At 50.2% G+C, this 26,229-nt stretch carries 25 protein-coding genes and 2 pseudogenes; 20 read left to right on the top strand and 7 right to left on the bottom strand.

Annotated elements, in window-relative coordinates; translation table 11 throughout:
• Positions 1–30 precede the first annotated feature (30 nt).
• Together ESM_RS0117835 and pdeH are read right to left on the bottom strand one after the other, a co-directional pair.
• Positions 31–2,091 carry an AsmA family protein gene (locus ESM_RS0117835; RefSeq protein WP_010379568.1) on the bottom strand — a complete coding sequence of 687 codons (2,061 nt, stop codon included), beginning with the start codon at positions 2,089–2,091 and terminating at the stop codon, positions 31–33.
• Between the two features lie 69 nt (positions 2,092–2,160).
• Positions 2,161–2,928 carry a cyclic-guanylate-specific phosphodiesterase gene (gene pdeH / locus ESM_RS0117830; RefSeq protein WP_000621117.1) on the bottom strand — a complete coding sequence of 256 codons (768 nt, stop codon included), beginning with the start codon at positions 2,926–2,928 and terminating at the stop codon, positions 2,161–2,163.
• Between the two features lie 231 nt (positions 2,929–3,159).
• Here pdeH and kdgK point away from each other — a divergent pair, with 231 nt between their 5' ends.
• The 3 genes from kdgK to ESM_RS0117815 all read left to right on the top strand — a co-directional run bounded on the left by kdgK (position 3,160) and on the right by ESM_RS0117815 (position 7,409).
• Positions 3,160–4,089, top strand: coding sequence for a 2-dehydro-3-deoxygluconokinase (gene kdgK, locus ESM_RS0117825; protein WP_001517301.1), 930 nt, complete (start codon positions 3,160–3,162; stop codon positions 4,087–4,089).
• Positions 4,090–4,183: 94 nt separating this feature from the next.
• Positions 4,184–5,389: a DUF3142 domain-containing protein gene (locus ESM_RS0117820; protein WP_001115604.1), complete on the top strand. Its 1,206-nt coding sequence runs from the start codon at positions 4,184–4,186 to the stop codon at positions 5,387–5,389.
• Positions 5,376–7,409, top strand: coding sequence for a hypothetical protein (locus ESM_RS0117815; RefSeq protein WP_000950829.1), 2,034 nt, complete (start codon positions 5,376–5,378; stop codon positions 7,407–7,409). Before ESM_RS0117820 ends, ESM_RS0117815 begins: the two co-directional genes overlap by 14 nt.
• Here ESM_RS0117815 and ESM_RS0117810 read toward each other — a convergent pair.
• The 5 genes from ESM_RS0117810 to ESM_RS0117790 all read right to left on the bottom strand — a co-directional run bounded on the left by ESM_RS0117810 (position 7,387) and on the right by ESM_RS0117790 (position 13,812).
• The gene (locus ESM_RS0117810; protein WP_001269541.1) at positions 7,387–7,917 is read right to left on the bottom strand and encodes a hypothetical protein; all 531 of its coding nucleotides are present in this window, start codon (positions 7,915–7,917) and stop codon (positions 7,387–7,389) included. The two genes, ESM_RS0117815 and ESM_RS0117810, sit on opposite strands and share 23 nt — an antisense overlap.
• Positions 7,918–8,099: 182 nt before the next feature.
• The gene (locus ESM_RS0117805) at positions 8,100–9,596 is read right to left on the bottom strand and encodes a M16 family metallopeptidase (RefSeq protein WP_001163174.1); all 1,497 of its coding nucleotides are present in this window, start codon (positions 9,594–9,596) and stop codon (positions 8,100–8,102) included.
• 219 nt (positions 9,597–9,815) lie between these two features.
• Complete coding sequence (gene dctA / locus ESM_RS0117800; RefSeq protein WP_000858222.1) at positions 9,816–11,102, bottom strand: C4-dicarboxylate transporter DctC; 1,287 nt, start codon at positions 11,100–11,102, stop codon at positions 9,816–9,818.
• 182 nt (positions 11,103–11,284) lie between these two features.
• On the bottom strand, positions 11,285–13,273 hold the full coding sequence (gene hmsP, locus ESM_RS0117795; RefSeq protein ID WP_001266370.1) for a biofilm formation regulator HmsP: 1,989 nt from the start codon (positions 13,271–13,273) through the stop codon (positions 11,285–11,287).
• 86 nt (positions 13,274–13,359) lie between these two features.
• The gene (locus ESM_RS0117790; RefSeq protein WP_001469955.1) at positions 13,360–13,812 is read right to left on the bottom strand and encodes a transglycosylase SLT domain-containing protein; all 453 of its coding nucleotides are present in this window, start codon (positions 13,810–13,812) and stop codon (positions 13,360–13,362) included.
• A gap of 512 nt (positions 13,813–14,324) precedes the next feature.
• Here ESM_RS0117790 and traM point away from each other — a divergent pair.
• The 17 genes and pseudogenes from traM to ESM_RS01000000125250 all read left to right on the top strand — a co-directional run.
• The gene (traM, locus tag ESM_RS0117785) at positions 14,325–14,720 is read left to right on the top strand and encodes a conjugal transfer relaxosome DNA-binding protein TraM (RefSeq protein WP_001137965.1); all 396 of its coding nucleotides are present in this window, start codon (positions 14,325–14,327) and stop codon (positions 14,718–14,720) included.
• A gap of 161 nt (positions 14,721–14,881) precedes the next feature.
• Entirely contained in the window at positions 14,882–15,613 is a 732-nt protein-coding gene (locus ESM_RS0117780) for a hypothetical protein (RefSeq protein WP_001062164.1), read from the top strand.
• A gap of 83 nt (positions 15,614–15,696) precedes the next feature.
• Positions 15,697–15,903: a TraY domain-containing protein gene (locus ESM_RS0117775; protein WP_001287348.1), complete on the top strand. Its 207-nt coding sequence runs from the start codon at positions 15,697–15,699 to the stop codon at positions 15,901–15,903.
• A gap of 301 nt (positions 15,904–16,204) precedes the next feature.
• The gene (locus ESM_RS0117770) at positions 16,205–16,588 is read left to right on the top strand and encodes a type IV conjugative transfer system pilin TraA (protein ID WP_000829551.1); all 384 of its coding nucleotides are present in this window, start codon (positions 16,205–16,207) and stop codon (positions 16,586–16,588) included.
• 30 nt (positions 16,589–16,618) lie between these two features.
• Positions 16,619–16,918, top strand: a complete 300-nt coding sequence (gene traL / locus ESM_RS0117765) for a type IV conjugative transfer system protein TraL (RefSeq protein ID WP_001204091.1) — start codon at positions 16,619–16,621, stop codon at positions 16,916–16,918.
• 10 nt (positions 16,919–16,928) lie between these two features.
• Entirely contained in the window at positions 16,929–17,507 is a 579-nt protein-coding gene (gene traE / locus ESM_RS0117760) for a type IV conjugative transfer system protein TraE (protein ID WP_000365869.1), read from the top strand.
• Positions 17,482–18,417 (top strand): type-F conjugative transfer system secretin TraK, encoded by a 936-nt coding sequence (traK, locus tag ESM_RS01000000125255; RefSeq protein ID WP_010379555.1) that lies wholly within the window; start codon positions 17,482–17,484, stop codon positions 18,415–18,417. The genes traE and traK overlap by 26 nt, the downstream gene beginning before the upstream one ends.
• Positions 18,306–19,586 (top strand): F-type conjugal transfer pilus assembly protein TraB, encoded by a 1,281-nt coding sequence (gene traB, locus ESM_RS0117750; protein ID WP_237708222.1) that lies wholly within the window; start codon positions 18,306–18,308, stop codon positions 19,584–19,586. The genes traK and traB overlap by 112 nt, the downstream gene beginning before the upstream one ends.
• An 11-nt stretch (positions 19,587–19,597) precedes the next feature.
• Positions 19,598–20,110 (top strand): type IV conjugative transfer system lipoprotein TraV, encoded by a 513-nt coding sequence (gene traV / locus ESM_RS0117745; RefSeq protein ID WP_000699801.1) that lies wholly within the window; start codon positions 19,598–19,600, stop codon positions 20,108–20,110.
• Entirely contained in the window at positions 20,107–22,746 is a 2,640-nt protein-coding gene (gene traC / locus ESM_RS0117740; RefSeq protein ID WP_000085829.1) for a type IV secretion system protein TraC, read from the top strand. The genes traV and traC overlap by 4 nt, the downstream gene beginning before the upstream one ends.
• Entirely contained in the window at positions 22,725–23,141 is a 417-nt protein-coding gene (trbI, locus tag ESM_RS0117735) for a type-F conjugative transfer system protein TrbI (protein WP_000361870.1), read from the top strand. Before traC ends, trbI begins: the two co-directional genes overlap by 22 nt.
• A 2-nt stretch (positions 23,142–23,143) precedes the next feature.
• Positions 23,144–23,368, top strand: coding sequence for a TraR/DksA C4-type zinc finger protein (locus ESM_RS0117730; protein ID WP_000752803.1), 225 nt, complete (start codon positions 23,144–23,146; stop codon positions 23,366–23,368).
• A complete protein-coding gene (traW, locus tag ESM_RS0117725; protein WP_000871842.1) occupies positions 23,365–23,982 on the top strand; it encodes a type-F conjugative transfer system protein TraW in 618 nt (205 codons plus the stop codon). Before ESM_RS0117730 ends, traW begins: the two co-directional genes overlap by 4 nt.
• The gene (gene traU / locus ESM_RS0117720; RefSeq protein ID WP_237708221.1) at positions 23,982–24,977 is read left to right on the top strand and encodes a conjugal transfer pilus assembly protein TraU; all 996 of its coding nucleotides are present in this window, start codon (positions 23,982–23,984) and stop codon (positions 24,975–24,977) included. The genes traW and traU overlap by 1 nt, the downstream gene beginning before the upstream one ends.
• A gap of 8 nt (positions 24,978–24,985) precedes the next feature.
• A complete protein-coding gene (locus ESM_RS0117715) occupies positions 24,986–25,471 on the top strand; it encodes a hypothetical protein (protein ID WP_000216829.1) in 486 nt (161 codons plus the stop codon).
• Positions 25,472–25,652: 181 nt separating this feature from the next.
• Positions 25,653–25,901: pseudogene (locus ESM_RS1000000127910) on the top strand (conjugal transfer protein TraP); the annotation flags it as partial.
• A pseudogene (locus ESM_RS01000000125250) lies at positions 25,888–26,199 on the top strand (conjugal transfer protein TrbD); the annotation flags it as partial. The pseudogenes ESM_RS1000000127910 and ESM_RS01000000125250, both read left to right, overlap by 14 nt.
• Positions 26,200–26,229: the final 30 nt, after the last annotated feature.

Below are 26,229 nucleotides of genomic sequence, written 5' to 3'. Positions count from 1 at the left end.
TGCCGGATGCCAGACATCCGGCAATTATCATCACTTCTTCATCTGCGACAAAATCATCCGGCACTGATTAGCTTCACCTTCTGAAGGTGATATCAACGCCAGTAATGCCGCCGCAGGTGTCACCAGCGTTGCCAGTGCCGCCGCAACAGCACCACGGGCAATCAACGGCCCTGCTTTCACCCCTGCCTGCGGATTTTTGAACGTTCCGCGGACATACAGCGGCGAACGCAGCGTGATAATCCGAATACCTTTGCTCTCTGGATCGACAGTTAAATCCAGTTGCTCCGAAGCAAAACTTGCCGTGCCGGTAACATTAATCAACGCATTCTCAGTATCGAAAGCAAAAATCTGCGGACGCGCCACGCCGTTGGCAATATCCAGATTCGCCGCCGCGCAGTTCACCCGCACCTCGTCATCACCAAAAATCGCACCGACAATGTAGTTACCGACGTTCAAGCCGACAATCTCCATCAGGTTACGGCTCACCAGCCCGTCATTCATCAACAGTTTCAGGTTGCCATTACTATTTCCCAGCAGCGCCGCCACCGAGTTGCCGCTACCGCGCAGTTCAGCATCGCCGTTCATTTCACCCAGTGTTTTCTGCATCAGCGCCACATCCGGCATCAACGCTTTCAGTTTCAGCCGACGAGCCTGAATATCCGCCCGACCCTGCATCGGTTTTTTATCCCCTTCCAGATGAATGTTCGCCGCAATACTGCCGCCCGCCATGCCAAATTTCAGCGGTTGCAGGCGCAGGTCGGCGTTTTTGAGGATGATATGGGTAGAAAGATCGCTAATCGGCAGACTGCTGCCATGCTCAATGCGCCGACCTTTAAAACGGACATCGGCATCCATCGCATCCCATTTATCGGTTTCGAAGCGGTCATATGGCAGCACTTTGCCCGCAGGCTGAACATTCTTTTCGCCCTTCTTCTGTTCAGACCGTTTCGACTTTTCCGCACCTTTCCCGGAATCAACGCCAATCAACGGCCCCAGATCTGCCAGCCGTAACTGCCGCGACTCGACGTCACCTTCCAGTTTTGGTCGTGGTTTGCCGGTGGTGTAGACCAGAGAACCGTGAATATCGCTATCACCAATGCGCCCGTTAAAGCCGCGATAATCAAAGACCGACGATTTTTCAGTGTCGATTTTCGCTACCAGTCGGCCATCGGTTTCAAACGGCGGCGTATCGGGCAACAGAACGCCGGTCAGTTCGTAGAGATCACCCAGCGAATCGCCAGAAAATTTAAGCCGTAAATCGACGCCGCCCATTTTCATTGGGTCATTCACCACGCCATCAAAAGCGACACGGGTGTTACCGGAGCGAAAATCAGCCTGCACCGGAAACGGTGTCCCTTCACCACGCAGCGCTAGCATACCGCCAATTTTACCCGTCCCCATGAGTGGTTCGCCGTTATAGCGCCCTTGTGCTTTCAGGCCAAAAACGTAATCGCCCACCTTTTCTTGATCCGTTTTACCTTTCGATCCGGTCACTTCGCTGAACGGCAACGGCTTGCCTAACGGATCAACGAAAATCTCCAGATCCACTTTGCTTACTTTGTCATCAATAGCGATCCGCCCTTGATCGAACAGAATATTATCCAGCCGAAACGACCACGCCGACGGTTTTGCATTCGCGTCTTTGTTGTCATCGTTGCCGAGGTTGAACGTCCAGTTGTTGTTCTTTTCAGAGAGGCGAATCAGGCGCGCATCAGGCTTTTCCAGCTTGATCCACGGCAACCAGACCGTTTTGGTCAGCAGCGCCAGCGGAGCCAGCGTTGCTTCTACGCGCGGCAAATGCACCATCGTTACTTCGGGAATATCCGGCGGGTTGCCGAGAATGATGTCTTCTGCGTGCACATGAGGCCACGGCACCCAGCTACGCCAGCCGGTTTCTTGTTTTTGCCGCTCCCACACCACGCCCAGATCGCCACGAATAGCGAAGGGGCGATTCAATTCCGCAGAGACTTTCTGGTTGATGGTCGGTTTGAGACGATTCCAGTCAAAAGTCGCAATCAAAATGATCGCCACGACGACCAACAACAAGAAAGCCCCTGAAATCGCAGCGGTTATTTTGCCTGCCTTGCTCATAGTTCGCTTCCTCATGTTCTTCCTGTGCCAGTCCTAAAGATAGTCCAGCCAGGCGAAAAATGAGGCGGCTTACAGAGCCAGCGCCACTGAATCCAGCGTTTCTATCGGCGCAGGGCGCGAAAGAAACCAGCCTTGTGCAGCGAATGCGGGAGAATTTTGCACATCGCCCCATTCTTCCTCAGTCTCGACACCTTCGACAATCACGCCGCGGCAGTAGCGGTTCATCAAATGCAAAAGCTGGGAAAAGAGCGTGCGGCCTTCCGGAGACTGGCGCAGCATCACAAACAACTCGCGAGCGATTTTGATGTAGTCATAACGCACTTCACTTAGCGCAGAAAAGTTTGCCATCCCGGTGCCAAAATCATCCAGCCACAGCGGGCCAAATTCGCACATTGAGGCAAATGTTGAATCTTTCGGCAGGCGGATGTGTTCCACCAGTTCAAAGCGCAGCCAGGGAAGACGGTCAATCTGGCGTAAAATCTCCGGCCGCTGACGCAGGGCGAGAAGTGTAGGACCATCAATATTAACCGATGCCAGCAGACCGTGCTCAGCAAAGAACGCGGCTTTTTTCGCTAGTAAATCAATCTGTTCTTTCACCACATCCATCCGATGCCTGACGGTGATTTCGGCAAAATAACGATCTGGCGGCAGTCGTTGCAAAGGATTATCGGGATGCGTGACAACCGTTAAAAGCTCCACGGCCATCAATCGCCCGGAAGTCTGGTAAATCGGCTGCCAGGTGTAAGCTCGCTCACATTGCAACCAAAAACGCCGTTCCTGCAAGCTCTCGATGCTTGCTTCAGGGTTGCTTATTCGCTGGATAACCTGCCTTATCATCGAAGATGTCCTGTGTTTAAAAGTGATACTGGCCGGACTCGACAAATATTATCGGCGCGCTACGGCAGAACTTTACCGCCAGAGAGGAGTTAATTTGCCCGCGCAACGACGGAATTTCTCAGGAATACGTTCTGGCTCAAAAAAATAATGGAACAGTGTTTTAATATAGTTGACCAACAAACCACCGCAGCGCAAACTAACGCTAATTTTTTACAGATCAGGTTCACGACTATGTCCAAAAAGATTGCCGTGATTGGCGAATGCATGATTGAGCTTTCCGAGAAAGGCGCAGACGTTAAGCGCGGTTTCGGCGGCGATACCCTGAACACTTCCGTCTACATCGCTCGTCAGGTCGATCCTGCGGCATTAACCGTTCATTACGTAACGGCGCTGGGAACGGACAGTTTTAGTCAGCAGATGCTGGACGCCTGGCACGGAGAGAACGTCGATACTTCCCTGACCCAACGGATGGAAAACCGTCTGCCGGGTCTTTATTACATTGAAACCGACAGCACCGGCGAACGGACTTTCTACTACTGGCGTAACGAAGCCGCGGCCAAATTCTGGCTGGAGAGCGAGCAATCGGCGGCGATTTGTGCAGAACTGGCGAATTTTGATTATCTCTATCTGAGCGGCATTAGCCTGGCGATCTTAAGCCCCACCAGTCGCGAAAAACTGCTTTCTCTGCTGCGCGAATGCCGCGCCAATGGCGGGAAAGTAATTTTCGACAATAACTACCGTCCACGCCTGTGGGCCAGCAAAGAAGAGACGCAGCAGGTCTACCAGCAAATGCTGGAATGCACGGACATCGCTTTCCTGACGCTGGATGATGAAGATGCGCTGTGGGGTCAACAGCCGGTGGAAGACGTCATTGCGCGTACCCATAACGCGGGCGTGAAAGAAGTGGTGGTGAAACGCGGCGCAGATTCTTGCCTGGTGTCCATTGTGGGCGAAGGGTTAGTAGACGTTCCAGCGGTAAAACTGCCGAAAGAAAAAGTGATCGATACCACCGCTGCGGGCGACTCTTTCAGCGCCGGTTATTTGGCTGTACGCCTTACCGGCGGCAGTGCAGAAGAAGCGGCAAAACGCGGGCATTTGACTGCCAGCACCGTGATTCAGTATCGCGGCGCGATTATCCCGCGTGAGGCGATGCCAGCGTAATGGTTTTTGGCGGAGAACGGGCAGATATTCGTTCTCCGTTAATAGTTTCGGCAGTACACTATCGTCCTGTTGGTAATCTTTATGCCGTGACAATATGCCATTTTGCAAAAGGATTTTTGCAGCTTCACTTCTTCTGATCTGCCTGGGTTACGGGCTGCATATTTTATTTCCCCCCTCACAGCCGCTTCGCTTTGATCAGCAAGTCTATATCTGGCAACGCATCTGGACGGCAGAACATAACGAGGCATTAAAACGAAGCCACCCACTTTTCTCTACGCTGCGCATACTCGGGATGCAATTTCATCCGCAGGAAGGCATCCGACATTTTGCGGTGAATACTTCGCTTATTCAGCAAGATGGTCGCCCGGTCTGGCTGGTTGCGAGACTCGACGGTCAGCTTACACAGCTTAATAACCAGCAAATTATCCAGCATATTCAACAAACCCAACGTGAGTGGCAAAAGGCAGGAATTACGCTGGCAGGCGTGGAAATTGATTATGACGCGCCAACAGCAAAATTGCCGGACTATCTGATACTACTTAGTGCGTTACATCAGACGCTTCCCACAAATATAAAACTTAGCGTAACCGCCCTGCCCACCTGGCTTGAATCACCACATCTCGCACGATTATTGCGCATTGCGGATACTTCGGTTTTACAGGTACATAACGTGCTGTCGCCCGAAAAAGGCTTGTTCGATGCCAGCCTGGCGCAACGTTGGGTAAAGCAATATGCCAGGCAAACTACGCATCCTTTTTTCATTGCATTGCCCGCTTACGGTTCCGCGCTCACCAGTGATAATCGCGTTGAGAGCGAAGCTCCGTTATATGTTGCTGGGGAGATGCGTGAACTCAGTGTGTCGCCGCAGACACTTGCCGATTTCATTCAATATTTAAAACAGCAACCGCCACGTGGATTACAGGGCCTGGTATGGTTTCGGCTACCGTTAGCAGGCGATCGTCGCGCCTGGTCACTAACGACGCTGGAAGCCGTGATTCGGCATAAACCACTGACGCCACGCTGGTCGTTAATAATTACTCAACATGCAGACGAGCAACTTTTTGATCTGGCTATTAAAAACAGCGGAAAAATTGATGCGCCGTTGCCGAAACAAGTAATTCTGCCCAATGCCGATTGCCCATTCGTTGATGGAGCCAGCCACTATCAGGTGCAACCTCACTCATCCAGCCTGCATTTTGTAAGGATAAGCGCCAGGCAACTGCGCGCCGGAGAAAGCAGCCCGCTGGGATGGGCGCGCTGCAATCAAAGACTACAAGGAGAGTTTAATGTTATCCCCTAAAATATCGCAGCTTTCCATTGTTGTATTGCTCTCACTAATTAGCACAAACGTTAATGCCTGTGGACCATTTATTCCCAATCATCTGTTAACTGACCGCAATAACGCACTGCTGGAAATGCCAAATGGCAGTTTTGTCTTTGAAGTACAACAATTGGTTAAACGCGATCCTGGTTTACCAATATGGCAGCCCGTTGAGGCAATGAAGACAGATTCAGATAATGATGCTGAGCCTCCTGCGCAAAATCGGACACTGGAAATCGCACAAAAATTGCAGACGCCATTATCTGATGCGCAGAGACTTTATTATTCAGGAGCTCAGGATTTTCATCAGGGAAAATACGATAGCCCATACTTTCAGCAACTATTGGCCTTGCCGAAAACAGAGCAAGGGGAATGGCGGCTTGCTACGTTATATAGTCTGGCAAGAGGGGGATTTGATGCCGCTGGCGACGATCTCGATCTTATAATCAATAAAGGTGGTTTTAATCAGCAGATTGCTGAGCAGGCCGTACAGCGTTATCTGCAAATCATTGAAGAAGTCCGTAGTGGAGCAGCCGATCCTGAACTGCTCTCTCTCGCCAGTCTCGGTCAGCTTGGGCATTATTATCTGAGAAAAGGCAATATAGCTGCGGCAGTAAAAATTTATGCCCAACAAGCGGCTCAGGGTTCGCCCTCCGGGAAAACTTCGCTACGGATGATTTCGCTGTATATAACCAGGGAGAAAAATTTATCACTGCTGGAGTCGATTATTGATGCTCCACTGGTTCAGCAACTGGTAATCGCAGAGCTATTTATTCGTCAAGACTGGGGATATGTCAGTGAAGCCTGTACTAAAGACCTTGTAGATTATACCTGTCCGACGCATCGCGACCGTTTAATTAAGTTGCTAAGTCAACACAGGGTTAAAGGATTTAGTTATAGCGATCGACTGGCAGCACTGGCGTATCGGGCAGGAAATTATTCGTTAGCACAAACGCTGTTGCAGGATGCACCAGAAAGTGGCTTAAGCGAATGGTTAAAAGCAAAACTGGCATTACGAGCCGGAGATATTCCACTGGCAACGCGTCACTATGCTCGCGCAGCCCCGCTGTTCACTACCGATGAAGTCTGGGGAAGTATGAACCCGGAAAGCCCTTATTATCATGGTGATAAAGTTACCATCCCATCTTGCCGTATTGCCAGTGAGCAAGCGATTGTGGCATTGAAACGCGATGATTATCTTCAGGCCACCGCATTGTTTTACCAGGCTAAAGATCTCTATTGGGCCGATTTAGCCTGGGTTGCAGAAAACGTTTTAACCTTGCCGGAGTTACAGACGTTTGTTGAAAAAAACGTACCAGCACCTCGGCACCCTTTAAAGCCTGTAGATTTAAATAATAGCCGTTACGATTATTATCTTTCGCCAGATATTATTCCAACGGACGTTAAAGTACGTGCGCTATTAGGTAGACGATTAATACGTCATGGTCAATATCAGCAGGCCATCAATTGGTTTGATATTCCTGATCATCGCCAGGGCGCACAAAAACTGGCTGATTTAATGGCAATAGCAAAAAATAAAAATATCCCTGATAAGCAACGTGCGCAGGCGCAATACGAGGCTGCAAGATTATTACGATATAATGGCATCGAACTTATCGCCTACGAAATGTATCCCGACTATGCTATTACCAGTGGCGCATATTCAACACCCTATACCTACACTAATAATGGCAGTTGGATAGGCGAGAAAGAAAACCGTCGTGTTGCTAATGCAGTGCCTGACAAAAATAATCACTTTTTGCATTACCGCTGGCAAGCTGCGGAATGGGCCGGACAATCTGCCAGGTTACTTCACCCCAAAACCCAGGCATGGGCCGCCGTGTTATGCCATGCTGCAAGTTGGGTCAGATATCTTGATCCAGAAACTGAAGCATTAATTTATCAACGCTACGTGAAAAACGGTAAAGCTTTTGACTGGGCGGCACATTTTGGTCGTGATTGCCCAGAACCGGTATTCAGGAAGGAACTGAAGAAATAACCTTGCAGAGATGAGAAGTACTATCTTTATAGGTTAGCGAAAACTGCTGACGCATATCATTCATGCTACGCATAAATTTAAGTGGATTTTCGCCTTTAATTTCGACCGTGACGAAGGCATTCCCATTATTGTTAAAGAAGTCAAAATAATAATCATGCTGATGTCGACGGTTGGTTTTAAATTGCCGAAATGATAAATAGCAGCGGTCATCGAAGGTAATTAGAAAATCATTTTCGCCGTACTCGTTTATCATCCTGTTTTTCAGTTTACCGCCGAAGAGAATTGTATACTTCGCTCTGTCAGCAAATAATTCAGCATCCGTTTCTCGGTTGATCGTGTTGACGCTGATACCGAATTCTATTTTTATCTTGTCTTTATCGATATTATCTCTTGTACTGACATAAATATTATTCGCATCCCATAGCAAGAGGAAGTTTTTGTTGCAGGAATAGAGACCCGTTAAGCTGAGAATCATTATCAGCAAGAATAGTGTGGCTTTGTAGCGCATTTATATCCCTTTAGCACGTTACGTTCACAAACGTGTGGTTGCTTACTTTTACATAAACCACAGCCGTCAATGATTATCCGCACGCTACCACCGTGCCAGGAAAAATATCTGCGGGTATATCACGGTAACTTATTCGTCACCGTTAATCCCGGCAGCCAGAAGAAAGGCTGCCGGGTTATTTATCACTGTGCGGGTGGAATATCCGTCACTTCAGGATGCACATCATCTGCGGCTACAGATGTGGCGGCAGCCGCAGTAGATGGTGCCATGATTTGATCCCAGGCGGCCTGCAATCCTTTCATGTTAAATTCCGGCTCACCTTTCGGCTGCAGCAGAATTAACGCCATGTCGTTCGACAACTGCTGACGCAGATCCTGATTTAACATTTCTACCGTCAGGCTGTTAAGAAAATCCTGACGCAGTTTCTGATATTGCTCTGGCGCGATATCGACGACCTGATTTTGCAGTGAACGCATCCGCTGCCCCATCAGAATATCGGTATCAGCTCGCGCATAAGCAGCAAACAGTTTCTGTAACTCCAGTTTCTTTTGCGCAACCAGAGCGTTGAACTCTTCTTCTGGCAGGCCTTTATCACGAACTTTCGCCAGTTCACGCGCAACCAGATTCAGGTTGCTGTTCAGTTTGTCGTTTGGCGACTCGATGTTGATGGCACATTGCGCACGCTGATACAGCACACGGCAGTCAAAACCGAGGCCGATATCTTTGCTGTTATTGGCGCTTAGTGCTTGCTGAACATGCCAGAACAGCGCCTCACGGGCCAGATCAGCACGCCAGTAGCGCAGGAGCGCCGCTGACTCACGAATCGGCTGCCACGGCGTATCCCACATAATGGATAACCGGTCCTGACGCACTGCGTCAGTCATAATGCTTACCGCTTCGGCGCGCAGCGGAGAAAGCGTCGGCACTGGTGCCGGTGTTTCACGTTTGCCTTTCAATTCGCCAAAGGTTTTGTTGATTTGGTCGACAACCGAGCGCGCATCAACATTACCCACCACCAGCAGCGTCATAGCATCTGGGGTGTACCATTTCTGGTAGAAATCTTTAATTTTCGCCGCCTCAACGGGTTGTTTCAGCGAATCAGCAGGATCGTGACCTAGCAAGGTAGATCCTTTCAAACGATAGCGCCACCAGCCTTCTTTGGTGTCGGCTGGCCAGGTTGCCACCATGTCCTGGCTTTGCAACGCATGGTTTACCGTTTCTGGCGTGATGGTCAGCTTGCCGGTCGTATTCGCCAGATAAGAGAGCGCTTCTTTCAGCAGGTCGTTACGGTTATTTGGCAAACTAAGATTAAACAGCGTGGTGTCATAAGAGACGATCACCGGCGGCATTGGACGCTTAGGGTCGATCCCCTGTTGCCACAATGAACGTGCCTGTGCTGCTTCCAGGCCACCGCTTTGCGTTAGCGCAATACGAGGAATAGCGTGGCTGTAACCGCTCTGTTGTGTACTTTCAGCGAGCGAACCGGTATTAACCAGCAGGCGAATTTCAACACGATCGCTGGGACGCTGAGGCGTGGTCAGCACTTGCCACTGTAAACCGTTGGAGAGCGTCCCCTGTTGCCATGCTGGATCAGGCTGGAGCGCATCTGCCTGCACATAGCCAGCAGTGGCCATCACCAGCAAACCGCCCGCTAAAAGTCGAATTTTTGTGCCCTGCATGTGAACCCCTGATCAACTATCCTGGTAATAAAAGACTGCCCGTTGTCGGTCAGTCTGAATGACGTTAAAAACACTTCGTGTTAGACCGCAAGAACATGAAAATGTCACGGAGGAAGTGAAATAAACCCGAACTCACCCAGGGGGTCAGTTCGGGCACAGGGGTCAATTATGCGCAAACACCCGCACTCGGGGAAGGGAGTGCGGGCATAAGTAGTGAGATTAAGAGGATAATTCGTGCGTTTTGCCATCCGGCGCACGATTATTCAGCACATCATCCAGTTTTTTGTGGTCCAGTTCTTTAACCCACTTCGCTACCACGATAGTTGCGACACCATTACCGACAAGATTAGTCAGCGCACGAGCTTCCGACATAAAGCGGTCGATGCCGAGGATCAGCGCCAGACCAGCCACCGGTAAATGACCCACGGCTGAAAGCGTCGCCGCCAGCACGATAAAGCCACTGCCCGTTACCCCTGCCGCCCCTTTGGAAGAAAGCAGCAACACAACTAACAGCGTGATTTGGTGGACGATATCCATCTCACTGTTGGTGGCCTGGGCGATAAACACCGCCGCCATCGTCAAGTATATCGATGTTCCGTCAAGATTAAACGAGTAGCCTGTTGGGATAACCAACCCCACCACCGATTTCCGGCAACCGAGTTTCTCCATCTTGTCGAGCATACGCGGCAGCGCTGACTCGGAAGAAGACGTCCCCAGAACAATCAGCAATTCTTCACGGATATAACGGATAAATTTGAAGATACTGAAACCGGTCGCTTTAGCGATTGAACCCAGTACCAGCACCACAAACAGGATACAGGTGATGTAGAAGCAGATAATGAGCTGCCCCAGTTGCACCAGTGTGCCGACGCCGTATTTACCGATAGTAAACGCCATCGCCCCAAACGCACCAATGGGTGCCAGGCGCATGATCATATTGATAATGCCGAAGATGACCTGTGAGAAACTTTCGATAACGTTAAAAATCAGTTGGCCTTTGCTACCCAAACGATGGAGCGCAAAACCAAACAGGACGGCAAACAACAGCACCTGCAGGATGTTACCGCTGGCAAATGCGCCAATAACACTCGCCGGGATGACATCCATAATGAAGGCGACAATGCCCTGATCTTTCGCCTGCGCGGCGTAAACCGCGACCGCTTTCGCATCAAGACTTGCCGGATCGACGTTCATTCCGGCACCAGGCTGCACGACGTTAACGATGATAAGACCAATAATCAGCGCGATGGTACTGACAACTTCAAAGTAAAGCAGTGCGACAGCGCCGGTACGACCGACCGCCTTCATGCTTTCCATGCCCGCAATGCCAGTTACGACAGTACAAAAGATGACGGGAGCGATGATCATCTTAATGAGCTTAACGAATCCGTCGCCAAGCGGTTTCATTTGCTCGCCTATTTCAGGATAGAAATGGCCAAGGAGAATACCAATGGCTATCGCTGTCAGGACCTGAAAGTAAAGGCTTTTAAACAGAGAGGTCTTCATAGGGTGTCCTTTAGTAAAACCACAGGTCTTGTAAGGTTATGGTGTACCTGCGGCCTTAAAATAACACCCAGACAACATCACAGAAATGTACCTGGATCATAATTGAAACAAAAAGGTTAAAAAGTTTGAGCTGGCTCGCACAAACCAGCACTTTTTAAAGTTTTGTAATCAGTTTGGGGTAGTTATTTATCTTCCAGGTAACTCTCTTCGAAGATTTCAATGGGGAGTGGCCGTGCAAAAAGGAAGCCCTGGGCAATACCCACGCCCGCTTTTGCCAGCCAGTCGCGTTGCGCTTCAGTCTCCACGCCTTCGGCAATCATTTGTAGGTTCAGACTTTGCGCCAGCATGATAATTGCGGTAATCATGCTGCTATCTTCTGGCAAGCCTTCAACGAACATTTTGTCGATTTTCAGCACGTCTATTGGCAACGATTTCATATGCTGCAACTGACGTAGCCCTGCGTAACCCATGCCGAAATCATCCAGTGCCACCTGTACTCCGGCATTTCGCAGCGGACGGAGGATCGCCACCGCCGCTTGCGGGTCATCAATACGTCGACTCTCTGTCACTTCCAGAATCAGCGTTCCCGGCTGAATGCGATAGCGGGTTAACAACTCCAGCATATCCGGCACCATATTCGGGTGCATAAGCTGTAGCGCCGAGAGGTTCACCGACAACGGCAGCATAATGCCGCGCTCTTGCCAGGCGGCAAGCAGCCGACAGGACTCCTCCAGCACCCAATGACCAACGGTAACCATCAGTCCACAGGACTCAATTCGATCGATTAGCCCATCCGGCAATTCCCAACTACCATCCGGTTGCTGGATACGCAACAACACTTCCGCACTGACTAATTTGCCACTGGTCATCTCCACCTGTGGCTGCAACCAAATAGCAAACTGATGATTTTCCAGTGCATTAAGGATATCGCTCTCTTCCGTCAGCCGCTGTTGAGCTTCTTCCATCTGCTGCGGATCATAGAACTGAATTTGATTCTTCCCTTTATGACGAGCAGTAAACGCCGCTGAAATAGCACGACCATAAAGTTGTTCGGCAGTAAGATCGCCATAGAACATCGCCACACCAATGCTACAGTGTGGACGCAGTTGAATACGTTCAATTGGCAAACGCTCGCTCATGATAGTAAGCACTTGCTGACCTAATGTGATGGCGTGCCACGGCTCCTGTACGCCGTTGGCGATAACAGCGAAGTCATAGCCGCTGACCTGTGCGAGGATCATGCGTGGCGACAGCACAGATTTGATTTTCTCCACCAGCGTCAGTAGCAGGATTTCCCGCTGTGCCTCTTTCAGCACGCCTGCGGTATCACGCAGCGTTTCACAAGTGATGATCATCAGTGCGGTGGTTTGTTTACGTGCAACCACCTGCTCCAGCATCTCCATCAGCAAGGCTTTGTTTGGCAAATCCGACACCGGGAAGCGCATCGCATTTTCGCACTGTTCTTCATAATGGCGCTGCAACAATTGCTGATTAAGGTTGTAACTGCGCACCAGCATACCGATTTCGTCGTCCTGATGCAGACGCGGCAAGGCCAGTTGATGACCAACAATCTCTTGCGGTGGAATGGCGTTTAGTTCGCGAGCAATATTACGTAAAGGATGTAATATCAGTCGGTTAATGCACCAGCTAATCGCCACCGTCAGGATGAGTGACAAAAGTAAGTAAATGGTCACTAACGTAGAGACGGTGCTCATCACGAACTTGTACATGCGGAAGGAATCTGCCTGTAACACCAGATAGGCAATCGGCTGCGGGGTGGCCGGACGCTCCAGCGAGTAGACGCCCAGCGAGATTTGTACCGGTAACTCAAACAATCGGGTGAACATCACTGGCACCGGGCGCTCTGGAATAAAACTTTTACGTAGCGCCTGGAACTGGTTAGGTAATACAACATCGGCGCGGCTGACCACACCCGCCGGTTTTATGCTGGCAAGAATAGCTTCCGCCTGCGGAATATCACCTTTCAAAATGGCGGAAGATAAGGGTTCGCGGACAGAGCGAGCAATGCTTTCCAGTTGCGTAGCCGTGTTATAGCGGTTCTGCTGTACCAGATGAAACAGCAAAACAGTGCAAAAAACAAAAACGAATACCATGACAACGGCCGCCACCATTGCCATCTGCTTAATTGTTAACGAGCGACTAACGCGCAAATTGTCTCCCCCCGGAAATCCCAGATTGCCGCCCGAGTATACCCGATCGCAGCGGCATTAAGAGAGGCGCTATCTGAAAACATCTTTCAGTAACCTCGTTTGTTCTTTATATTGCGATAAATGTTCTGTATTTTTGTAGCATAAATTTTTCTGCGTCGTTCCTGTTCCTCTGTGTTGCGAAAACCGGCATTGTAAGCACCGACAGCCCGCCACGTTACGCCCCACTTTTTGAACGCTATTGCCAGGTAATACGCACCGGTATAAATATTCATGCACGGGTCTGTAACCAGGTGTTCCGGTTTTATTCCGTAACGTGACAACTCCTTAAAATGCTGGGAGTCGATTTGCATCAGGCCGGAGCCATATCCCGTAACAGGGTTAATGCCGATAGCATTAACTCTGTTACGGGATTCATGCCATGAAATCGCTCTCAGTAAATCGGGATCTATTTTGTAATCTCTGCCAGCAAGTTCAAAACAGTCAGAGGAATATGTATTTCCTGCAAACATTATGAGGATAATGGCGATAATCTTATGCATGCATTTACTATTTATAGTGTCAATACTATGGCGTGAGCATGCCATTTTTGTGCTTTACAGGCAATGCCCCGAAATTCCGAATCAGCCCCGGGATGCTTTTTGCCTCATCTCTCCTCTGAAAGTATTTTCCTCACACATCACGCAAAACTGTGTTTTGCATGATTTCTCTTTAGAATCAGTGTATTAAGATTATTTCATGTGGCAAAGTTTACGATTTTCAGTCATATGCAGCACCGTAACAGTGCTGCTTTGTGGCTGGGTCAGGCACTGTAAGCAGCACTGTTACAGTGCTAATTCTTATTAATCATAATGTTACTGAAAGATAGGCACTGTAACGGTGCCTGTTACGGTGCTGGATTGTGGCTGGATTTTGCCTGTGCAGTGCTGCTTACAGTGCCTGATATTGATGCTATAGTGCCTGTTATGGTGCTGCGGTGCTGGATCAAGCACTGTTGCTTGTTTTTTAAACGGTGCTGCATCAGGCACTGTAATTTTGTAGCAGGAAATATTTAATGCCGAGACAAAACGTTTATATGAAACAAAAAACACTTGATGGTATTCGTCAGCTTGTTGATGAAAGACTGGCTGAAGGAGCCACTCCGGCTGATGTTAATATGTCAAGTGTCTGTTCCGAATTGCTGGAGACAGGATTACGCGTTGTACAGCAATTAAAAAAGCGTGAACAGGAAGAGGAAAAAAATGGCGGGTTAACTGATGAGGAATTGTTTCGTAAGCGACTTCTGGAAGAATGTATGAAGAGTCGCCTTACCACTCAGGCTATTCTTAATTGTATGTTTGATTTAACAGAAATAAAGTCGGATTCGCGTCATAACTATCATGAGATGATTTCGAAGTTTAAGCAGGAAATAAAGGAATCGTTGCAGGAGTTTTTTCCTGAAAAAGAATGAGAGATATTGAACCTGTAAAAGGTGTTTGATAAAATTTGCATTGAAAAAATAGTTGGCGATATCTGACTATTTTTAAAATTTAACTGAGTCGCCCTGGCAGGGGAATAGCACTCCCGCTACCAGGGCTAACCACAATCTAGCCACCTTTGGAGGAACTAGTTATGGCTAAACACAACTCTATTGATCTACCTGCTGGATCTCAAGATCTTTCCTCACATTTTTATCAATATCATCGCCAGACAGGCGGTATCTGGTACATTAAAAATAGCAATGGACAATTTTTAGATTGCAGTAATGATTTTCTGCGCGTTTTTTGTTCCCTGAATGATGTAAGTCAAGATGAGTTTTTACAGAATCAGCCTGGAAATTTATTCGGTTTTTACGATAGGAAGCTAAAAGAGTATGAATGTCTTACTATTGCGGAGAATAAAATAAAAATATTGTTGGTTTCACTTTTATCTATAGACAGGACGCGTCCCTATATTTGCACATTAAAACCATTTCTCGACGGTGTATATGTAAAAATTGATACTTTACATTTTCTCGGGACAGAGAGGAAAATAATAGATGCGATATGCAATATCAATAAGAAAAATATTAGTGAATTATACAAACACCAACGATTCTATGGTGTTAATCCTTTCCTGGATCTTGATCCTGATGACTGGCTTGTCGCATGGCTAATGTCTGCCAGAGTGTCACAAAGAAGTATCGCTGAATTTATGAATGTTAATGTAAAAGCGATAGAAAAAAGAGCTTCAACAATATATACGCATTTGATTGTTGAAAATTATGAAAACTTTATATTACTTTCTGACTTATATCAGTGGAGTAAATTTATTCCGCCACGCATATCTATGTCTCCAGTATTAAATGAAGTTTGCTTGATATAAATCAAAAATGTTCGACAATTGTCCTGCTAGCTAAAATGTTTTTTTTATGAAATCATTCCCTCTCAGTTATCTGAGGGGGGTTTATGTCAGAAGCAAAGAAGAAAAAAAGTGTCGTTTCAGTAACACTTCTTCTTCGTCGGGAAACTAATGAAAAACTTGTTGCTGCTGCAAAAGCAGCAGGACGATCAAAGAGCCTGGAAGCGACATTACGTCTGACTCAACATTTGAATTCTGTTCCTGTTCTTGGAGAGAACAGTTACTGGGAGATCCTTTTACCAGAAGACAAGTGATTTTCTGTTTTCTCTAAAACTGTATTTACACATTTTCTCCGTAGCGGGAGTTTAAATATCAGCAATACTCTTTTGTCTTTTGCGGAGAAAGAGCTTCTTTTGCATTTGTCATGCCCTGTTATTTACGGGCAGGAACTTTTGCGCCCCGCAGACCGTATTTCCCGGTCACGATCGGATTTGCACCCGAGGGCGGTAGCGTGTCTGAAGCAGTCCGGAGTTTCATTCTGAATATCCACTCCCGGGTATTCAGAGGGCAATTCCGCCCATATAACTTTTTATTGTCCGTTAAAGAGGAATTTATATGGCTGAAATGACTGTTTTAAATAATGTCTTAAATAATGTTATGGCAACGTCTGCGAAAAAACGTAAGCCGGGGTTGTTGTCACGTTGTTTGGCTGTTGTTAATAAATCAACTGCCAAAGCCCTGGTAAAATATGTGGCTGCGCCGCTGGCTCTCTGGCTGGCGGCACAGGGAATGGCACAGGCAACGGACCTGGCTGCTCCCGGTAAAGCGGACGTCCAGGCGACTTTTGGTCAGGACTCCACGATGATGTACTACTTCATGATCGCGGAAGTTTTTCTGGTATTCATGCTCTATCTGCGTAACCACAACCCCGCCACCTTTGTGTTGATCCCGGTATTTATCGTGGTGACCAAGGTTATCTTCTCCATGATTGGTGGCTAATTTGCTTCCGTTTTATCAGGAGATGACGGTATGCGTGATGACGTGGAAGAACGTTACATCTTCCCTCAGACGCTGACCGAACAGAAACGCCTCATCGGGATCCCTCTCGATGAGGCTACCGTTGGACTGACTCCACCGTGTATCGGGATTTACTTCAACCAGAGTCTGGCCGGTTTGATTGTCGGGCTTCTGTTCTGGTTTGCGTTAACCCACTTCAAAAAGGGAAAGGGGACATCCTGGCTTTTTAATATGTGTTACTGGCATCTGCCAGGACTGAACAGTCAGTTTAAGGTGCTGCCGGAGTCATGCCGGCGACTGTGGTTAAAATAAGGAGAGATTTATGGATCTGAGCGCACATCGCTCAGCCCTGAAGTTCACATCCCTGACATTTGTCATCCTGTTGTTTTTTCTTGGTCTGAGTCTGGCCGCGAATGTCCTTGCCTGGTTACGAATTGAAGATCTGGCGCGGGGGCAGAAAGAAACCTATATCCCCATGTTCTTTAATCAACCGTTTTCGCTGTCCCGTAATGTGGCTGATGCCAGCTATCTGCAGCAGGTGGCGGAATCGTTGATGTTCCTGCGACTTAATGTCACGCCGGAATCGGTAAAAGCCCAGCATCAGGCCCTGCTGCGTTATTTCGATACAACAACCCGCCCTCAGATGAAAGAGATTCTGGATGGTGAAGCCAGTCAGATCATTACCAACAATGCCAGCTCTGCGTTTTATATGACCGGGATTGATGTGTATCCGAATGCCGGGGTGGTGGATTTCAGGGGGACGCTGAAGACGTGGATTGGACGGCGCGAGGCATTGCCGGAAGAAAAGGCATACCGGCTGGAACTGGGTTACAGGGACGGGATGACAACTATCCGGTCATTTAAGGAACTGGTGAATGAGAAAGAAAAACCAACGAAATAAATGGCGGACTCTTCCGGGGATGGCCGCATTGCTGTGCGGTCTGGCCGGTAACGTACAGGCCGCACCGATGGCACAGAAACCCGTACAGGTTCCTGTGTCGCCTGATGCACAGGCCCGTATTGCACTGAGCAACACACAGCCTAACCTGCTGGTTGTTCCGGGTGACCGTATTGTGGGTGTGGACAGTGCGCAGGGAACCTTCACGAATACCGGAGAGTACGGACAGACAGGTATTGCAAATGGTGGGGTGATCCTGATGACGGAGAAAACCGCGCCCTTCACGTTTTATATCCGTACCGAAGGTGGCCTGGTGGTCTCCGTTATCGGGCAGCCTCAGGCCCGGGACGGGCGGGTGGTACATCTGATAAGTGAGCGGCCGGTTCGCCACCAGGCTGCCGCCGCCTGGGAGCGCAGCCATGATTATGTGGCGTTGCTGGTTGATGTGCAAAGGACGCTGATGAAAGGCGATATTCCCCCGGGATATGTCTTTTCTCCGGTCGTGGCCGCGCCGGTGTTCTCACTGCCTGCCGGACTGGTTGCCCGGGCAGACGGCATGTGGAGTGGTGATCTTCTGCGGGTATATCGCTACCGGATAAGCAACAGGCAACAACATGCGGCAGTGTTATCTGAATCTCAGTTCAGTGCGCCGGGTGTGCGCAGCGTGGTGATTTATCCCCGTGCAGAAACCCTGTTACCCGGAGCGACCACCGATGTCTGGGTGATGGTCGGACAGACGGGCGCGGGATGGCTAATATCAATCAGCTGGTTCGTCGTAAACAAAACCTCAGAATGGCGCTTATTGGTCTGGGGATCAGTGCAGTGGGTGGGGCCGCCTGGTATCTGTCTTCCGCGCAGCATGCAGGAAAAGCAGCGCAGACACAGCAGCAAAAAGCGCCGCCGCCCAATATGACTGGTGTGGTCTCACAGACCTTCGATAAAAAGGTGTCAGACGCGGCGGTTGCAGATATTCAGCATACCGCCAGTGAGGCGGAAAAAAAGCTGAAAGCCTTTGAATCCCGTCTGGCGAAAATGGAGCAGCGGGAGCAGGACTACCGGGCCAAAATTGAAGAGCAGGAGAATGAGCTGGCTATCCTGCGGGCCGAACAGGAGGCGATGAAAGAAAACAGCGCACCGGAATTGCCCGCCGGGCAACCTGCACCTTCTTTTGGCCCGGGCGCGGCTGTTCCACCTCCAACCACCTTTTACCCGCCGGGCAGTGGTAATGAGAACGTAAATCTGGCACCGGTCACGCAGTATCAGGTGACACCAAAGCCTGAGAAAGGTCTGTCCTCAATGACCGTGGATTATGGTGAAAAATCTGCTGTCAGCAATAAACCACCTCTGCCTTATATCCCGTCAGCCAGCTTTGCGCCGGCGGTTGTTATTGAAGGGGCCGATGCCAATGCCTCCGTCACCGGTAACAGCGATCCGTCCCCGATGCAGTTCCGCCTGACCGGCCTGGTCAGGATGCCCAACGATAAAACGTATGATCTGACAGGCTGTATGGTCACTGCCGGGGCCTATGGCGATATCTCCAGTGAGCGGGCGCTGATCCGTACCGATCGTCTTTCCTGCCATAAAAACGGGCATGTGATTGATATGCCTTTTAAAGGCCATGTTTCTTTTAAAGGGAAGAACGGCATCAAAGGTGAGCCGGTCATGCGTAACGGCAAAATTATTGGCTGGGCATTTGCAGCCGGTGCCGTGGATGGTATTGGCAGCGGTGTGGCCAAAATTGGTCAGGAAACACCGGGTGCGGGGGCTGTGGCCTCGGTTTCCGGCAGTTCAGTGATGAACAGCGCGCTGGGTGGCGGGGCATCGCAGGTCGGTAAAACGCTGAGTGATTATTACATCAAGCGGGCAGAGCAGTATCACCCGGTCATCCCTGTAGGGGCAGGAACGGAAGTGACGGTGGTATTTCAGGAAGGTTTTCAGCTGAAGTACACGGACGAGGACAAGGCATCCACGCCGGCGCGTCAGGCGAAAGCGGTGGTGGATAACGGTATTCAGGTATCACAGCAGATGCTGCAGGAACTTAATCTCGGGGATACGGTGCCTGCCATACAGACGCCCAAATAACGGAGAAAGAAATGAAGATTCTGTATCTGACACCCGTTGCACTGGCTTTATTGCTGAGTGGTTGTGCGGGAATGAAGAGTGAATTTGACTGCAGTGCCACAGCCAGTAACAGCTGTATGACAATGGATGAGGCGAACAGTAAAGCCCGGTCATCCTCTGAACGTTCTGAAGCAACAAAACAGTCCTCACTTCCCCGCCTTGCCGCTTCCGGTTCACAACCTTTAACCAGAACAGTCCCTTTTGCCGTAAAGACACCTGCAGGAGCACCGGATTCAGTGGCTTCACCGGTATCATCCCGGACATCAGGAAACACAGCGACGGGGAGCCGCATTGTTACTGACGGTGACAGCACACGCCAGAAATCCCGGCGCGCGGCGCAGGAACCCGTCCGGTTACAGGCGACAACGGCCCGGATGTGGATTGCCGCCTGGACTGATGAACAGGATGTATGGCATCAGCCGTCACTGGTGGCCTTTGAGGTCACGCCGTCGCGCTGGTTACATCAGCAGGGGGATAAAGGGTGAGCAGGGAAAGACAACCTGAACAGCAGGAGGTAAAAGGCTGGCAGGTATTACTGTCGCAGCTGCTGGGTGGCTGGAAAACGCCGGATGGCAGCCAGCAGGCGCAGCAAATCCTGGATGAAATGGATTATCCGTCTTTCGCCAGTCTGCTGCCGTACCGCCGGTATGATCCGGACAGTGAGTTGTTCATTAATGCCAGAACGGCAGGGTTTATCCTCGAGTGTGCGCCGTTATCCGGTGCCAATGAGGCCATCAGTAAATCACTGGATTACTTTTTACGGGATAAAATCCCCCGTAAAGTTCCGCTGACATTCATGCTGGTTGGTTCTCCCTGTGTGCGTCCGATGCTGGAGCGTGGGCTGGCTGATTTCCGCTGGAAGGGAAAGCGGGCAGATGAATTCAATGCCATTACCCGCGCCTATTATGAACGGGCCGCCCTGACAAAATTTGCCAATAAAAAAGGCTATCCGCTGACGCTGCGCCATTACCGTCTGTTTGTCTCGTATGCGGAAGAGGTCAGCAGCCTGACGGAACAGAAGAAAACGGAGCTGAACCAGGTGGCCAACCGTGTAGTGGCTGGTCTGGCTTCTGCCGGCCTGTGGTCGACGCGGGTGGATAAACACGGGCTGGTTTCTCTGGTGCGCGAACTGGCTAATTTCCGACATGGCAATACTGAACCCCCGGGCGGGGATGTGGCGGAGTTTGAGCCGCTGAATACAGAATGTATTGACCGTTCCCTGCGGCTGATGCTGCATCCGGATCGCATTGAACAGAGCCTGCAGTCACAACGTGGTGGTGAACGTGAGCGCACACGCATTCTTAATTTCATGCTGGAAAAAAATCCCGAGAAACCGTATGCCCTGTGGCAGATGGGGGACAATATCAGCAACGTCACGGACCCGCTGTGCACCATTTCCTGCCCGTTTGTAATGACGCTGGCGCTGGAAGTGGAGGAGCAGGCCGGCACCCAGCGGGAGGCTAACCGCAAGTTTATCCAGCTGGACAAAAAGGCCAACTCCCCCTTTGCGAAGTTTGTGCCGTCGGTGAAAAAGCAGGCTGCGGAGTGGGGCGGGCTGCGGGAATCCCTCAGCACCAACCAGGATTCACTGGCGCGTTTTTACTTTAACGTCACGCTGTTCTGTGAAGACAGGGATGAAGTGGCGCTGGAAACGGAGATGACGGTGCTGAACACCTTCCGGCGTAACGGGCTGTCAATGTACATGCCGGAGTTTATGCAACTGCGTAATTACCTCTCCGTCTTTCCGTTCATGATGCCGGAAGGGCTGTGGAGTGATATCTGCCGTTCAAATGCTATTCAGCGGGCGCGGGCCAGCAATGTGGCCAATATTCTGCCGGTGGTGGCGGATAACCAGGTCTGCCTGCAGGGGCTGCCCATACCGTCTTACCGCAACCAACTTTCTTTTTTGAACCTGTTCGACCGCAATGCGGGGCTGGATACGGATAACAACAATCTCTCCGTCACCGGTACCTCCGGGGGCGGTAAATCATTCCTGATGCAGGGCATCATTCGGCAGGTGCTGGACAGCGGTGGCAGGGCCTGGGTGTTTGATATGGGGGACTCCTACAAGGGGCTCTGCCGTAATGTGGGCGGGGTGTATCTGAACGCGCTCGACCTGCGCTTCAACCCCTTTGCCAACATCAAGGATATTACGGCGTCTGCCGAAAGTATCCGTAACCTGCTGGTCGTGCTGGCTAACCCGTCCGGTACCTGCGACGACACCTTTATGTCGCTGTTGCTGAAAGCGGTGCATGAAGTCTGGTTGCGCAAAAAGAACAGCGCACGGATTGACGATATTGTGCTCTACATGCGGGAAGCGCTGGAGCAGCCGGAATATCGCGACACCACCACTGTGCGTTCGCGTATGGATGAGATTATCGTCGGGCTGGAAAAGTACTGCTCCTGGGGAATTTACGGCGATTACTTCAACAGTGAAAAGCCGTCGCTGGATGACAACGTGCGTTTCTCCGTGCTGGAGATGGGCGAGCTGAAGGACAAGCCTGACCTGCTGGCCGCCGTGATGTTCTCGATGATGATTTACGTTGAGCAGCGGATGTATCTCTCCGACCGTCAGCAGCACAAGGTCTGTCTGATTGATGAGGCCTGGAAGCTGCTGTCGAAGGACAACAAGCGGGCCGAGGACTTTATCGAGAACGGGTACCGCACGGCGCGTAAATACAACGGGGCTTATATCACCATCACCCAGGGGATTGAAGACTTTGACGGGCAGAAAGCCAGTGGCGCGGCGAAAGCGGCCTGGGCGAACTCCTCCTTCAAAATCATCCTGCGTCAGAACCGCGATGCGTTCCGTAAATACTGCCTGGATAACCCGGACCAGTTTAACCGGTTTGAAAGGGAGGTCATTGAGGGCTTTCCGGCAGCCCGTGAGGCCCATTTCAGTGCCTTCATGTTGCGTTACGGCGGGCAGGTTTCTTTCCATCGTCTGCTGCTCGACCCCATCAGCCGGGTGATGTTCTCGTCTGACGGTGAAGATTTTGACTACCGTGAAGCCGGACTCCGTGCCGGTAAAGATATCCACGACATCATCGGAGAACTGGCCTGGCGTAAGTTCCCGCAGGAAATGGAGACACTGACGGAATGGATAAAACACAATCACTGATTTCCTCTGCCGCTACACCGGAAAAATCCCCCGCTAAATGCTCCCGTCGCCGTCGTTATCTGAAGCCTGTCGCCGGTGTGGTGGCAGGCATGATGGTGCTGAATGCGGCGGTCTCCCTGTTACTGACAGAGTGGCGCCAGCCAAAAACGGTCAGTTTTGATATGGCCGGAACCGTGAACAGTTTTATGTCACAGGCTGCGGCGCAGGCACTGGATGAAGCTCAGATAAAGGCGCTGACTGCACGTTTTAACCGCGCACTCTCTGACAGTCTGACGGCATATCAGCGCGATCACCGGGCCGTCATTATTGTGGCGCCGGCCGTTGTGGGCGGAGCAGAAGATATTACGGCAGAGATTCAGCAGTCAGTGGCTGCACGTATGGCGGAAGGGAAGTGAGTATGGCAGATGAAATCGAACGTTTTCAGTCTCATCAGGCGATGCTGGAAGCCGATCGCATACAACGTATCCGTCAGCAGTTAACGGGCATCAGTGCCCTGTTCTGCGATGAGTGTGGTGCGCCGGTCCCGGCAGAACGTCGCCGGCTGATACCGGGTGTGCGGAAATGCGTGGGGTGCCAGGAGGTACAGGAGATTCAGGCCCGCCATTACAGGAGGTGGCAGTGAAGTGGATGTGGTGCGGGCTGCTGATCAGCCTGCCGCTGGCGGCGAAGGATCTGGGTGTGCAGGGTGACCTCTGGCCGGTGCAGGAGCAGAGCATGCTTTCCCTGATCCATCAACGGCTGGAGAGCATGGAGGCCAGCGGGCAACTGGCAGAGATGCAGACGCAGTTTAAGGAACGGGTGGTGCAGAACACGCTGCGTCCGAAGCCGGTGGAGGGGCTGCAGACAGACACCCGGTCGCACACACACCGTGTTGATCCGACAGTGAGCGTGACAGCCGATATGGCAGATCAGAACGGGCGCATTTTTGCCCGTAAAGGACAGCGTATTAACCCGCTGGATACCGTGTCATTAGCCGGTCCGTTGTATTTTCTGGATGCGGATGATGAACGACAGGTGGCATGGTTTAAGCAGCAGCCGGCAGAACTGAACCGTAAGGTGATACTGGTCGGGGGAAATATCCGTGATGCCACAAAGGCGCTGAACACGCGAATTTATTTTGATCAGGATGGCACCCTGAGCCGTCGCTTCGGGCTGACCTGGATACCGGCAGTGGTGCGTCAGGACGGGAGTTCACTGGTTGTCACATCGGCAGCTATGCCGGAGGGAAAATCGTGATAAGAAAGACGCTGACAGCCGCTTTGATTGCGCTGGGGCTGTGCGCCGGAAATGTGCTGGCAGAAGACAAGGATAAAATGTGTGACGGGAATTTTGTTAACCCGATCAGCGATATCTGCTGGGAGTGCATTTTTCCGATGAGCATCGGAGATGTTTCGGTCTTTGACGGTGATGCACCGGATACGGATAACCCGTCCATGCCCCTGCAGATTTGTCCTCTGGTGCCGATTGGTTACCGCATCGGCATGGCGATCGGGTACTGGGAGCCTTTTGCGCTGACGGACGTGACCCGTTCGCCGTACTGCATGGTTAATCTGGGCGGTTTCAATATTCCGGTCGGAAAAGTCGGGGCAGGTGGTGCCGGTCAGGAGGATAAACCCGTGGCAGGTGGTTTTTATCATGTGCACTGGTACAAATACCCGCTGACATACTGGCTGAATATCATCATGTCGATTGCCTGTCTGCAGCGTGGCGATCTGGATATTGGGTATCTGTCTGAACTTGATCCGACCTGGGATGATGATGCGCTGTCGTTAATTCTTTCACCGGAAGCTCTGGTGGTGGCTAACCCGATTGCACAGGGGGCCTGTGCCGCAGATGCGATTAAAACGGTGAAGGGGAAACCCATCAATGCGTTGTTCTGGTGTGCCGGCTCTCACGGCAGTCTGTACCCGTTTACCGGTTTTATTTCAGATGAATTCAGCCCACAACAGTCGTCGGTGCTGTTATCGGAGCGTATGGCGTTCAAACTGCATCGTCAGGGGATGATCCTGAACAGCATCGGTGAGGATCAGAAAATCTGCAGGGAATATTACTCGCCGATTATGCCGAAAGACCGTTTTCGCTATCAGATGGTGAACATGCACCCGGATACGAAAGCCTGTCACCCGTTCGGGCGAACGGTGATGGCCTGGGAGGCCGGTCATGCGTCCCCCAATACCAAAAAGAACTACGGCTACCTGATCTGGCGTAAACGTAACTGCGTGTTTTTGTGAGTAGAAAAATGACAGTAAAAACGATACTGAAATGGCTGGATATGCTGACAGCCTGGGGATTTGTGATCGGATTAGCCTGCTGGGCATACGATCTCTTTATGGTCCAGTCTCCTGCCCGGTTTCGTGTTTTTGGGCAGGGGGAGATTATGGGGGATTTTACGGGGGTGCAGTTTGTGATGATGCCTTACATAACATGTGTAATCATTTCTCTTGCATCTCTGGGGCTATACAGAGGCTGGCCAGGGGAGCGAATATGCTGGAAGATGATTATCTGGCTGCATACCCGACTCCTGGCTCCGACACTTTTTAGTTATTATTCTGCATATGTTTTGTACGATAATGCAGAAGAACTGATTAATACGTCATTTTCACTTGATATGATGTCCACTTCCCCGGCGATTGTGATTATATTTTTCTGCTATTTCTTTTCTGCAGAGAGATATTATCAGTATAGAAACAGAAACCAACAACATGAGGATATTACCCCAGATTGATTCTGCTGCATCTTCAATAACGTGTTCTGATTTGTAATTGCTATTATTAGCAATGTGGTAAAATATTTTATGTTTAATAGAATATTTTGCCTTTTCCTCAAGGCATTCCACTATGCACTGATGCTCTGGAATTGCATTAAGCAGAACAAATAGTAGTGTCCGCTATTGCCAGTACATTTCAACTGACCGTTCACTGATGCAACTGGTCGTTGCATTATGGGCGTGATGTATGTCTCGCTGGCTGCGATCACCAGGGAATATCCGAATGGTCAGGAAAAATGGAGAGTGTCAGGGTGACAGCCACAGGCGAACGCCTGAAGGAATTTCTTACGGAAGACGCTTCCCTGCCTGAAAAATCAGGGAATGCCATATTTATTTTTCTGATGACAGAACAAACAGAAACAACGGAGATAAAAATGAATGTTCGTAATATTAATGTTGTCACTGCTCGCTCTGTGTTAAATAAAACCAGATTAGATAATTTTACTCATGCTGTTCTCAGTAACTGCACTACAGGAATATTTCTTTCGGTGCCGAAGAAGTTCACTCCTGAATCGTTGTTGCACAATTTTAATATAGCCGCTGTTGGTGTGATGAAGAATGGTATGTCGAAGAGTTTATTTTCTTCTGTGGGAAATACAGTAGTCTTCGGACAACCCTGTTCAGGAAAAACGAATCTGGTGGTTGAACTCATTTCTTCTGTTGTGGGGAATAATAAAAAAGGAGAAGTGAAGTGGCCTGAATTTAACGAACTGAGG

Source organism: Escherichia sp. TW09308 (genome assembly GCF_000208565.1).
GTDB lineage: Bacteria > Pseudomonadota > Gammaproteobacteria > Enterobacterales > Enterobacteriaceae > Escherichia > Escherichia marmotae.
The sequence above is the reverse complement of the archived record's forward strand: the minus strand, read 5'-3'. Positions and strand labels throughout refer to the sequence as shown.